12 protein-coding genes are annotated in these 11784 nt (G+C 60.0%); 4 read left to right on the forward strand and 8 right to left on the reverse strand.

What is annotated here, in order from left to right:
* Positions 1-124 precede the first annotated feature (124 nt).
* On the forward strand, positions 125-781 hold the full coding sequence (locus tag PSH86_RS01440; RefSeq protein ID WP_305487295.1) for an HAD family phosphatase: 657 nt from the start codon (positions 125-127) through the stop codon (positions 779-781).
* Between the two features lie 104 nt (positions 782-885).
* On the opposite strand, the gene PSH86_RS01445 is transcribed toward PSH86_RS01440, so the two are convergent.
* Together PSH86_RS01445 and ilvA are read right to left on the reverse strand one after the other, a co-directional pair.
* Complete coding sequence (locus PSH86_RS01445) at positions 886-1311, reverse strand: DUF2269 family protein (RefSeq protein WP_163855766.1); 426 nt, start codon at positions 1309-1311, stop codon at positions 886-888.
* A 44-nt stretch (positions 1312-1355) separates the two neighbouring features.
* On the reverse strand, positions 1356-2870 hold the full coding sequence (ilvA, locus tag PSH86_RS01450) for a threonine ammonia-lyase, biosynthetic (protein ID WP_109751891.1): 1515 nt from the start codon (positions 2868-2870) through the stop codon (positions 1356-1358).
* A 137-nt stretch (positions 2871-3007) separates the two neighbouring features.
* Here ilvA and rpiA point away from each other — a divergent pair, with 137 nt between their 5' ends.
* Positions 3008-3682, forward strand: a complete 675-nt coding sequence (gene rpiA, locus PSH86_RS01455) for a ribose-5-phosphate isomerase RpiA (protein ID WP_249015826.1) — start codon at positions 3008-3010, stop codon at positions 3680-3682.
* Between the two features lie 160 nt (positions 3683-3842).
* Here the strand turns inward: rpiA and PSH86_RS01460 are convergent, their stop codons facing one another.
* The 4 genes from PSH86_RS01460 to PSH86_RS01475 form a co-directional block, all read right to left on the reverse strand.
* A complete protein-coding gene (locus PSH86_RS01460) occupies positions 3843-4757 on the reverse strand; it encodes an SdiA-regulated domain-containing protein (RefSeq protein ID WP_109751893.1) in 915 nt (304 codons plus the stop codon).
* Between the two features lie 121 nt (positions 4758-4878).
* On the reverse strand, positions 4879-5811 hold the full coding sequence (locus PSH86_RS01465) for an SdiA-regulated domain-containing protein (protein WP_116833928.1): 933 nt from the start codon (positions 5809-5811) through the stop codon (positions 4879-4881).
* A gap of 244 nt (positions 5812-6055) precedes the next feature.
* Positions 6056-6721, reverse strand: coding sequence for a fumarylacetoacetate hydrolase family protein (locus tag PSH86_RS01470; RefSeq protein WP_109751895.1), 666 nt, complete (start codon positions 6719-6721; stop codon positions 6056-6058).
* A 22-nt stretch (positions 6722-6743) separates the two neighbouring features.
* A complete protein-coding gene (locus PSH86_RS01475) occupies positions 6744-8138 on the reverse strand; it encodes an FAD-binding oxidoreductase (RefSeq protein WP_109751896.1) in 1395 nt (464 codons plus the stop codon).
* A 205-nt stretch (positions 8139-8343) separates the two neighbouring features.
* Between PSH86_RS01475 and serA the strand changes: the two genes are divergently transcribed.
* Complete coding sequence (gene serA / locus PSH86_RS01480) at positions 8344-9573, forward strand: phosphoglycerate dehydrogenase (protein WP_003186856.1); 1230 nt, start codon at positions 8344-8346, stop codon at positions 9571-9573.
* 178 nt (positions 9574-9751) lie between these two features.
* Here serA and PSH86_RS01485 read toward each other — a convergent pair whose 3' ends face one another.
* Positions 9752-10177 (reverse strand): DUF4399 domain-containing protein, encoded by a 426-nt coding sequence (locus PSH86_RS01485; protein ID WP_109752346.1) that lies wholly within the window; start codon positions 10175-10177, stop codon positions 9752-9754.
* Between the two features lie 133 nt (positions 10178-10310).
* On the opposite strand from PSH86_RS01485, the gene PSH86_RS01490 reads away from it, so the two are divergent.
* Positions 10311-10877: a transporter substrate-binding domain-containing protein gene (locus PSH86_RS01490; RefSeq protein ID WP_109751898.1), complete on the forward strand. Its 567-nt coding sequence runs from the start codon at positions 10311-10313 to the stop codon at positions 10875-10877.
* A 161-nt stretch (positions 10878-11038) separates the two neighbouring features.
* On the opposite strand, the gene PSH86_RS01495 is transcribed toward PSH86_RS01490, so the two are convergent.
* Positions 11039-11668, reverse strand: coding sequence for a bifunctional 2-polyprenyl-6-hydroxyphenol methylase/3-demethylubiquinol 3-O-methyltransferase UbiG (locus PSH86_RS01495; protein ID WP_176688804.1), 630 nt, complete (start codon positions 11666-11668; stop codon positions 11039-11041).
* Between the last annotated feature and the right edge of the window lie 116 nt (positions 11669-11784).

Raw genomic sequence — 11784 nt, forward strand, 5'->3', positions numbered from 1 at the left:
CATGTCGCCGCATTGTTCCACAAAGGTTGTGAAAGCAGCAACGAGCCCGCCTAGCTTATGTGCACTCTTGTGAAAAGTACGTATTCTGGACGCCTTTCTTCAGATTTTTCAGCGAGTAACTGCAATGCGGCTGGCTTTATTCGACTTGGACAACACATTGCTGGGCGGCGACAGCGATCACGCGTGGGGCGATTACCTGTGCGAGCGCGGTTTCCTGGATGCTGTCACTTACAAGGCACGCAACGACGAGTTCTACCAGGATTACCTGGCCGGCAAGCTCGACAACGCCGAGTACCTGAACTTTTGCCTGGAAATCCTCGGTCGGACCGAAATGCACGTGCTGGCGCAGTGGCACCTGGACTACATGCGCGACTGCATCGAGCCAATCGTGTTGCCCCAGGCCGTCGAATTGCTGGAAAAGCACCGCGCCGCTGGCGATAAGCTGGTGATCATCACCGCCACCAACCGTTTTGTCACCGGGCCGATTGCCGAACGCCTGGGTGTGGAAACCCTGATCGCCACCGAGTGCGAGATGATTGACGGGCGCTACAGCGGGCGCAGCACCGACATCCCGTGTTTTCGCGAGGGCAAGGTGACCCGGTTGAACCGTTGGCTGGAAGAGACCGGGCATTCGCTCGACGGCAGCTATTTCTACAGTGATTCGATGAACGACTTGCCGTTGCTGGAGGTGGTGACGCATCCGGTGGCGGTGGATCCGGATCCGAATCTGCGGGCCGAGGCCGAAAGACGTGGTTGGCCGGTGATTTCGTTGCGCGGCTGATAGGGCTATCGCGAGCAGGCTCGCTCCCACAGGGATTTTGTAAACAACGCAAATCCAGTGTGGGAGCGAGCCTGCTCGCGATGAGGTCAGCGCGGTCTAAACCTTTAAACCGGCTTGGCCCCCATCAACCCCGCAATGGCGATAAAACAGGCAACGCTGAACAACGCCAAGGCAAAGGTAAACCTACCGCTACCTCCCGGCGCCTTGCGCAACTTGTTCAGCCGCACCACCAGCCAGAACCCCGCCAGTGCCGCCAAGGTGTAGAGCACGCTGGAAGCCAGCAACCAGGTCTGCCCCAGTGGCCAGCCGACCTGGTGCACCATCCACCAGCCCGTGAATGGAAGGCTCGCCAGTGCAAGGATCATCACCAACCAGATGAACAGCCGCGGGCGTTGCAGCGTACGAGCCGCCGCCGTGGCATCGCCGTTGCGGCGCGTGCGCCAGACCCAGATGGCCAGCCCCAGGGCGCCCGCCAACAGCAATACCGTGGCGACGATGTGAGCGATCTTCAGCGTGGTCAGTGTTTCCATTGTTCGATTTCCTTAAGTCCTGCTCACAGCCTAGCCCGGCTTTATCAACCCAGGAACAACTGATAGGCCGGGTTATCGCTTTCATCCCAGTACGGGTAGCCGATTTCTTCCAGGGCGGCTGGCACCAGGTGGCGCTCATCGTGGGGCACTTGCAGTCCGGCGACCACTCGGCCATCCGCTGCGCCATGGTTGCGGTAGTGGAACATCGAAATATTCCAGCGCCCACCCAGCTTGTTGAGGAAATTGAACAGTGCGCCCGGGCGTTCCGGGAATTCGAAGCGCAACACCACTTCGTCGATGACGTGCGCCGCGTGCCCGCCCACCATGTGGCGGATGTGCAACTTGGCCAGTTCGTTGTCGGTCAGGTCCAGCACCGGGAAGCCTTGTTCGGTCAGGCTGGCGATCAGCGCGCTGCGTGGGTCGTTTTCCGGGTGGGTCTGCACGCCGACGAAGATGTGCGCTTCACTGCCGGTGTTATAGCGGTAGTTGAATTCGGTGATCTGGCGTTTGCCGACGGCTTCGCAGAACGCCTTGAAGCTACCTGGCTTCTCAGGGATGGTCACGGCGATGATCGCTTCGCGGCCCTCGCCCAGTTCGGCGCGTTCGGCCACGTGGCGCAAGCGGTCGAAGTTGACGTTGGCCCCGGAGTCGATGGCCACCAGGGTCTGGCCGCTGACGCCCCGTGACTCGACGTATTTCTTGATCCCGGCCACGCCCAGGGCGCCGGCAGGTTCGGTGATCGAGCGGGTATCGTCGTAGATATCCTTGATGGCGGCGCAGATCTCGTCGGTGCTGACGGTAATGACTTCGTCCACGTAGTGTTTACAGATATCGAAGGTGTGCTGGCCGATCTGTGCCACGGCGACGCCATCGGCGAACAGCCCCACGGTCGGCAGCACCACGCGCTCACCAGCGGCCATGGCCGCTTGCAGGCAATTGGAGTCGTCCGGCTCGACGCCGATGACCTTGATGTCCGGGCGCAGGTATTTCACGTAGGCTGCGATCCCTGCGATCAGCCCGCCACCGCCCACCGGGACGAAGATCGCATCCAGGCGCCCGGGGTGCTGGCGCAGGATTTCCATCGCCACCGTGCCCTGCCCGGCAATGGTGTGGGGGTCGTCATAGGGGTGGATGTAGACGTAGCCTTTTTCGTCGACCAGTTTCAGCGAATAGGCCAGGGCTTCGGGGAACGAATCGCCATGCAGCACCACTTTGCCGCCCCGCGAGCGCACGCCTTCGACCTTGATTTCCGGGGTGGTCTTGGGCATCACGATGGTGGCCTTGACGCCCAGCACCTTGGCCGCCAGGGCCAGGCCCTGGGCGTGGTTGCCCGCCGAAGCCGTGACCACGCCGCGTGCGCGTTCTTCGTCGCTGAGCTGGGTCAGCTTGTTGTAGGCTCCGCGAATCTTGAACGAGAACACCGGCTGCAAGTCTTCACGCTTGAGCAAAATGCTGTTGCCCAGCCGCTCGGAGAGCTGGCGAGCGGTCTGCAACGGGGTTTCTACGGCAACGTCATAAACGCGCGAGGTGAGGATCTTTTTGACGTACTGTTCAAGCATCGGAAAGCATCACTGAGCGAGTTGGGCAGGGCCAAGGAGTCTAACCCGGCTTTTGGCTGGGCGACCACACGAATCCCAAGGTTTTGTTGGGTTATACTCGCGCCCCTCTTTACTTCCTGCCCGCTTTCGGAGCCCGCATGACCCAGGATCAACTCAAACAGGCCGTGGCCCAGGCCGCCGTCGACCTCATCCTCCCGAAACTGGATGACAAGAGCATCGTCGGGGTCGGTACCGGCTCCACGGCCAACTGCTTCATCGACGCGCTGGCTCGCCACAAGGGCGCGTTCGACGGCGCGGTCGCCAGTTCCGAAGCCACCGCCGCGCGCCTCAAGGGCCACGGGATCCCGGTGTATGAGCTCAACACCGTGAGCGACCTGGAGTTCTACGTCGATGGCGCCGACGAAAGCGACGCGCACCTGAACCTGATCAAGGGCGGTGGCGCGGCCCTGACGCGCGAGAAGATCGTCGCGGCCGTGGCCAAGACCTTCATCTGCATTGCCGACGCCAGCAAACTGGTGCCTGTGCTCGGCGCATTCCCGTTGCCGGTGGAAGTCATCCCGATGGCCCGCAGTCATGTGGCCCGCGAACTGGTGAAGCTGGGCGGCGACCCGGTGTATCGCGAAGGCGTGCTGACCGATAACGGCAATATCATCCTGGACGTGCACAACTTGCAGATCACCAACCCGGTGGAACTGGAAAGCCAGATCAACGCCATCGTCGGCGTGGTCACCAACGGTTTGTTCGCGTCTCGTCCGGCGGATGTGCTGTTGCTGGGAACCGCTGAAGGGGTGAAGACCCTGCGGGCTGAGTAAGTCGACGAAATAACCTGCTCTTTTGAGTGAAGTATTCCCTGTGGGAGCGAGCCTGCTCGCGATAGCGGTTTATCCGACACATCAATGTCGGCTGACACACCGTTATCGCGAGCAGGCTCGCTCCCACATTGGGTTGTTGTGGTGTTTCAGGGCGAGTGCATCAAGGCTGCGGCTTCTTGAACACATAGAACAGGTTCGGCTCGCTCACCACATACAGGTTGCCGTCGTCGTCCATGGCCAGGCCTTCGGCCTGCGGCACGGTTTTCTGCAGGCCCTGGCGGCCTTTGCTCAACGACAGCGTGCTCAACGGCCGGCCGTCTATATCCAGCTCGATAATCAACCGCGACTCATCGGACAGCGCCAGCAAATGGCCGCTGCGCTCATCGTATTGCAGGCTTGAAAGGTCGCGCACGAACAGCCCGGCATCGCGCTTGGGGTTGTTGATCACGTGGACCGCGTAGGATTTTTCCGGATTGTGGTGGGGAAACCCATGCACTTCATAAATCAGCATCGGGTCGCGTTCCTTGGCCACGAACAGCCGTTTGCCCACCGAATCGTAGGCCAGCCCTTCGAAGCCTTTGTTGCCGCTCATGTGCACGCCGAGGGTCATCTGCTCGGCATCGGCGGCGTCGAGGAATTGGGTGTCGTCATCCAGGTGAATCTTGATCAGGCGCTGCTGGCGCTCGTCAGTGATGACGTAAGTGTCTTCGCTGATGAACTCCACCGCCTCTGGATCGCCAAAGCCGATCAGCGCGATGCGCCGCAAAATCTTGCCGTCCAGGGACAATTCGATCAGCTCGGCATTCTTGTTGGTGACGGTGAACAGGCTCTTGCGTACGGGATCGAACGTCAGCGCTGAAACGTCATCGTCCAGGCCTTCGATCACCTGCGCCTCGACCGTGACCCGGTACTGGTCCAAGGCGATGGCCTGTTCGCTGGTGGTTTTCCAAAGGGTGTTGAGATTGAACCAGGCGCGTTCGAACAGACGCAGGTGCTGACCGGCTGCGATCAGGAAGATCAGCACCAGGGTCAGCAGTATCAGGACCAGGGGTTTGGGGCGGGCGAGTCGACGCATGTTGGGGTGGGCTCGGATAAGAACAGGTGGGTGGAAATACCACGGCTGCCTGAACTGAAGCTTAATGGCTGTGTGCCACACCCTACAACGAAGGAGAATTTATCCTACAGAGTTAGTGCTATCAGCGCTGTTTTTCGAAACGATAGAACAGATTCGGTTCGCTGACCATGTACAGATTGCCGGCCTCATCGACGGTCACGCCTTCGGCGCGAGGGATCGTGTCTTTCAAGCCGTTGAAGCTGCCCAGCAAGGTCATGAAGCTGACTTGCTCGCCTTTTTCATCCAGTTCCAGCAGCAGATGGGAGTCGGCCGAAAGCACCAGCATGTGACCGGTGCGCGGGTCGATCGCCAGTGCCGAGAGGTTGCGCAAGTCCAGTTCATTGCTGACGTGGATCTGCTTGTCGCCCTTGAGCAATTGGCTGCCATCGCTTGTCCAGGTGAACAGTGCTGGCGGGCGTTCCTCCCCGAGCACCAGTTGCTGGTTACGCGGATCCCAGACAATCGCTTCGAACCCTTTGTTCTGGTTCTCTGATGCACCCAGGTCGTATTTGGGGAAGTCAGTGCTGTTCAGCTCGCGGGTGCTGGCATCCACCTGGACGATCGACAGCGTGTGATTGCGCTCGTCGGTAATCGCCAGCAGACCATTGGTCATATAGGTCACGCCTTCGGGGTTGTTCCAGCCCACCAAAGGCATCTTGCGCAGCACATCGCCTTGCAGGGTCAGCTCCACCAGGAACGGGTTCTTGCCCATGACGGCGAACAGAGTCTTGGTCTGCGGGTTGTAGGTCACATCGGACGCCTCGTCCTTCTCCATGCCCGGCAGTGGCTTGGCGTCGATCACGGCGCGGTAGTCCGGCAGCCAGATGCTCTCCTGGCGCTGGGCCGGGCTCTGGAAGTGTTCCGATAGCCAAAGCAGCCCGCGGTCGTCCCAATGCATCGCAAACGCCAGGCCATAGGCGGCGGCCAGCGCCAGCAGCGACCAGGCATACCAGGGCAGGGCGAAGCGGGAGCGGCGGGTAGGTTTGGCGGCAGACAGTGTTTGGGTTTTGGCCATCGGGGAATGCGTTCCAGAAAATTCGGCTAGGGGAATGGCTGGCTCAGATGCCGCATTCCCCGGAATTATCCGGATGGCATGTGAAAAAAACGGTAAAACGTCGGTCTTCAGGAAAAAGCCAGATACCTGTGGGAGCGGGCTTGCTCGCGAATGCGGTGTATCAGACACATAAAGGTCGACTGATACACCGCATTCGCGAGCAAGCCCGCTCCCACATTTGATCTATAGAGGTTACAAAACCGAGTTAGCGAACGCTGCTTTCGAAGCGGCTCGCCCCCGGCAGTTCCAGTACCAATTCATCCCCTGCATTCAGCGGCCCGACGCCCGCCGGGGTGCCGGTGAGGATCACGTCGCCGGCCTGGAGCGAGAAGCACCCGGCCATGTGCTGGATCATTGGCACGATAGGGTTGAGCATCAGGCTGCTGTTGCCATCCTGGCGCACTTCACCGTTGATGGTCAGGCGAACGGGGATGTCGGTCAGGTCGGCAAAGGTGCCGCTCGACACGAACGGTGCGATCACCGCCGCGCCGTCGAAGGATTTCGCGATTTCCCACGGCAGGCCCTTGGCCTTGAGCTCGGCCTGTTTGTCCCGCAGGGTCAGGTCCAGGGCCGGGGCGAAGCCGGAGATGGCGTCCAGCACTTCCTCGGCGCTCGGGCGGGGCGACAGCGGCTTGCCGATCAGCACGGCGATTTCCGCTTCGTAGTGCACCGAGCCACGGTCGGCAGGAATGCTGAAACCGCCCTCCAGTGGCACCACACAACTGCCCGGCTTGATGAACAGCAAGGGTTCGGTGGGCACCGGGTTGTCCAATTCCTTGGCATGTTCGGCGTAGTTGCGGCCAATGCACACCACTTTCCCTACCGGGAAATGGATACGTGTACCGTCGACATACTGGTGCTGATAGCTCATTACCGACTCCTGGTTCGTTGATTCAAACAGCGAAAATCTTGCCCGGGTTCATGATGCCGTTCGGGTCGAATACAGCCTTCACGGCTTTCATGTACTCGATTTCCACTGGCGAACGACTATAAGTCAGGTAGTCGCGCTTGGTCATGCCCACGCCATGTTCGGCGGAAATCGAACCGTTGTACTTCTCGACGGTTTCAAAGACCCATTTGTTCACGGTCGCGCACTTGGCGAAGAACTCATCCTTGCTCAGGTTTTCCGGCTTGAGGATGTTCAGGTGCAGGTTGCCGTCGCCGATGTGGCCGAACCAGACGATTTCGAAATCCGGATAGTGTTCGCCGACGATCGCGTCGATTTCCCGCAAGAAGCCCGGGACCTTGGAGACGGTCACCGAGATATCGTTCTTGTATGGCGTCCAGTGCGAGATGGTCTCGGAGATGTACTCGCGCAGTTTCCACAGGTTCTGCAGTTGGGTTTCGCTCTGGCTCATCACGCCGTCCAGCACCCAGCCTTGTTCCACGCAGTGTTCGAAGGTCTCCAGGGCGTGGTTGGCGACTTCCTCGGTGGTGGCTTCGAATTCCAGCAGGGCGTAGAACGGGCACTCGGTTTCGAACGGTGTTGGCACGTCGCCTCGGCCCAAGACCTTGGCCAGGGCCTTGTCTGAGAAAAACTCGAAGGCGGTCAGGTCCAGCTTGCCCTGGAAAGCGTGCAGCACCGGCATGATCGAATCGAAGTCCGGCGTGCCGAGCACCATGGCGGTGAGGTTTTTCGGCGCGCGGTCCAGGCGCATGGTGGCCTCGACCACGAAGCCCAGGGTGCCCTCGGCACCGATGAACAGCTGCCGCAAGTCGTAGCCGGTGGCGTTCTTGATCAGGTCCTTGTTCAGTTCCAGCAGGTCACCCTTGCCAGTGACGACCTTCATGCCCGCCACCCAGTTACGGGTCATGCCGTAGCGAATGACCTTGATCCCGCCGGCATTGGTGCCGATGTTGCCGCCAATCTGGCTGGAACCTGCCGAAGCGAAGTCTACCGGGTAGTACAGGCCATGTTCTTCAGCCTTGTTCTGCAATTGTTCGGTGACCACGCCTGGCTGGCAGACGGCGGTACGGTCGGTGAGGTTCACATCGAGAATCTGGTTCATGTAGTCGAATGACACGACCACTTCGCCGTTGGCCGCCACGGCTGCGGCGGAAAGCCCGGTACGTCCGCCCGATGGCACCAGCGCGACCTTGTGCGCATTGGCCCAGCGCACGATGGCCTGGACCTGCTCGGTGGTCTTGGGGAAGACGATGGCGCTCGGCGCCGGGGCGAAATGCTTGGTCCAGTCCTTGCCGTAAGCGTTCAGGGAGTCGGCATCGGTCAGGACCTTGCCAGGCTCAACCAGGGTCTTCAGCTCATCTATCAGGGCAGGATTGGTCATCGACAGAACTCTCGAACAATTCATGGTCATCCTGAGAACGCTTCACGTCGCAGGAATGAGTGTTTAGCGGGGTGCATATGCTAGCATACCGACCCCGCAGCGTAGTGCCCAACGGCTGTTCTGCGGCGACGGCTGTCACGCCGGTCGGGTCAGCATGCGCTGTCCGATTCCCTGCCATTTTTCTCCGGGACACAGGTTTACGCAGATGAGCAAGACTTCTCTCGATAAGAGCAAGATCAAGTTCCTTCTTCTCGAAGGCGTCCACCAATCGGCTGTCGACGTCCTCAAGTCGGCGGGCTACACCAGCATCGAGTACATCACCAGTTCTCTGCCGGAAGCCCAGCTCAAGGAAAAGATCGCCGATGCTCACTTCATCGGCATTCGCTCCCGTACGCAATTGACCGAAGAGATCTTCGACCACGCCAAGAAACTGGTCGCGGTCGGCTGCTTCTGCATCGGCACCAACCAGGTTGACCTCAACGCGGCGCGTGAGCGCGGTATCGCAGTGTTCAACGCGCCGTACTCCAACACCCGTTCCGTTGCCGAACTGGTGCTGGCCGAAGCGATCCTGCTGCTGCGCGGCATCCCTGAGAAGAACGCTTCCTGCCACCGTGGCGGCTGGATCAAGAGCGCGGCCAACTCCTTCGAAATTCGCGGCAAGAAGCTGGGTATCGTCGGCTACGGCTCGATCGGCACCCAGTTGTCGGTACTGGCTGAAGGCCTGGGCATGCAGGTGTTCTTCTACGACACCGTGACCAAGCTGCCGCTGGGCAATGCTACCCAGGTCAACAACCTGCACGAGCTGCTGGGCATGTCCGACATCGTGACCCTGCACGTGCCGGAGACCGCTGCCACCCAGTGGATGATCGGTGAGAAGGAAATCCGCGCCATCAAGAAGGGCGGCATCCTGATCAACGCCGCGCGCGGCACCGTGGTCAAGCTCGACGCCCTGGCCGACGCGATCAAGGACAAGCACCTGATCGGCGCCGCCATCGACGTGTTCCCGGTGGAGCCACGCTCCAACGACGACATCTTTGAAAGCCCGCTGCGTGGCCTGGACAACGTGATCCTGACCCCGCACATCGGCGGTTCCACCGCTGAAGCCCAGGCCAACATCGGCCTGGAAGTGGCGGAAAAACTGGTCAAGTACAGCGACAACGGTACTTCGGTATCGTCCGTGAACTTCCCGGAAGTGGCCCTGCCGGCTCACCCTGGCAAGCACCGCCTGTTGCACATCCACGAGAACATCCCGGGTGTGATGAGCGAGATCAACAAGGTCTTCGCCGAAAACGGCATCAACATTTCCGGTCAGTTCTTGCAGACCAACGAGAAAGTCGGCTACGTCGTGATCGACGTCGACGCCGAATACTCGGACCTGGCGCAAGAGAAGCTGCAGCACATCAACGGCACCATTCGTTGCCGCGTGTTGTTCTAACAGAGCGGTCGCTGAAAAAAACGGGAGCCTCGAAAGGGCTCCCGTTTTTTTATATGACCTGTGGGAGCGAGCCTGCTCGCGATAGCGGCGTGTCAGCCAACATTAATGTGTCGGATAGACCGCTATCGCGAGCAGGCTCGCTCCCACAGGGGGGACGCATTTTTTTCAGTGAGTGCTGTTACTTCACGTTCACCGTGATTTTCTTGGACACGATCGACGGATCGAACGGCATGTGGCCGCTGTCGCCCAGGATCAGTTGCAAGGTGTGTTTGCCTGGGGTCAGTTTGATGTCGGCCTCGGTTTGTGCCTTGCCGAAGTGCATGTGGTTGGCATCGGTGGGAATCGGCGCGCCCGCTGCCGGCAGTTTGTCCACATCGATCAGCAAATGATGGTGTCCGGTATTTTTGGTCACATCACCCGCCGGAGCCAGGGCGATGTCCTTGACGCCGAACTTGACCTTGAATTCTTTGGAGACGGTGGCGCCGTCTTCCGGGGAAACGATGAAGACTTCTGCGCCTTTGGGCGCCGGGGTCGCGGCGCTTGCCAGCACCGAAGCACCCAGCAACAGACCGGCCAACGCAGCACGAGACATAAAGCTTTTCATTTTTTTCTCCAGTTTTTCCATGAAATCCGCCTGGCCATGACAACTTCATGACCAATCGTTGTCGAAGCCTGCAACAACCATAGCAAAGCGAGCCTGAAACGAGCGTCGCTTGTATAAATACATAGGAGTGACCATGCGTTTTCTGCCTGGCCTGATTTGCCTGCTACCCCTTTTGAGTCCCCTGGCTCATGCCGAACTGATCGATGACATCAATGACCGTGGCGAACTGCGCATTGCCCTGGAGGCCAACACCGCACCCTTCAACTTCAAGGAAGACGGCAAACTCACCGGTTTCGAAGTGGAACTGGGCGAAATGCTTGCCAGTGAGCTCGATGTACGCCCTGACTTCGTGGTCACCGATGCCGGGGATCTGCTGACTGGCGTGGAGAGCGGCAAGTACGATGTTGCCATCAACCACATAGCAATGACCCCGGAACTGGCGGAACGTTTCGACCTCAGTGCCGCTTACAGCCATCCCGATGCACAACTGCTGGCGAACAAGGATGAGACGCAACGTCCTTTGGTCATGGCGCCGTCGTTCCAGCCGGAAGAAAAGAGCGTCCCGGCGCCGAGCCTGGTGATTCCGTTCCAGAAGGGTAATCCGGCGTTCAAGGCCAGCCTGGACAATGCCCTGGCGCGCATCAAGGATGACGGGAGGTTGGAGCAGTTGTCGCAGAAGTGGTTGAAAAAACAGGAGTGAAGCTTCCAGGCGATGAGGCCAAACCATCGAGTTTCATTGATTGTTGCACCGCTATCGCGAGCAGGCTCGCTCCCACACTTGATCAGCTGTGAACTCATGATCGGTGAGCAAACACAGATCCAATGTGAGAGCGAGCTTGCTCGCGATGGCGTCCTCAAATCCTAAGCAGGTTTACGCCAGACACTCGCCAACCAAGGCTGCTGCTCCCGTGGCAGCCCCGCCGGTCGGTAGTAATGCTCCAGTTCCACGAAACCTGCGTCGCCAAGCAGAGTGCGCCAGGCCGCGAGGTCGTGGTAGGCGCCGAAGCGCTGGCCGCTCCAGCCCTCCTGGTTTTCGCCCCGAGGGTTTGAGCTGAACAGCACGCCGCCGGGCTTGAGCGTGGCGTGCAATTGCCTGAGCACCCGAGGCAGCTCCTGGACCGGCACATGAAACAGCACCGCGTTGGCGAAAATCCCGTCAAAGCGGTCGGCTGGCAGGTCGAGCGCCAGGAAGTCCTGTTGCCATACTTCACAGCCGCTGTCCTGGCGCGCCATCCGGGCAAATTCCGCCGAGCCGTCGAGACCGACCGCGACGTGGCCCATGGCCGTGAACGTGCGCAAATCGCGCCCCGGACCGCAGCCGAAGTCCAGGATGTGCAACGGTGCCTGGCCCTGGATGTGGCGCAACAAGGCGTCGATGTTCTGGCTGACGTCGTGGTCGCGGGTGCCTTCGCGAAAGCTTTCTGCCACGGCGTTGTAATGGCCCAGGGTCGTGGCGGTGATGGCGTGGAGGTCGTCGGCGGTGTGTTTCATGGGTGTGGGCTTGGTGAGGAGTGTCAGGCGACTATACCGCAAGGCCGCTGATCTGCCTGTGGGAGCAAAGCTTGCTCGCGACTGCAGTCGTCCAGTTGGTATCCATGTTGGATGGA

The organism is Pseudomonas sp. FP2300, from assembly GCF_030687595.1.
Taxonomy (GTDB): Bacteria; Pseudomonadota; Gammaproteobacteria; order Pseudomonadales; family Pseudomonadaceae; genus Aquipseudomonas; species Aquipseudomonas bijieensis.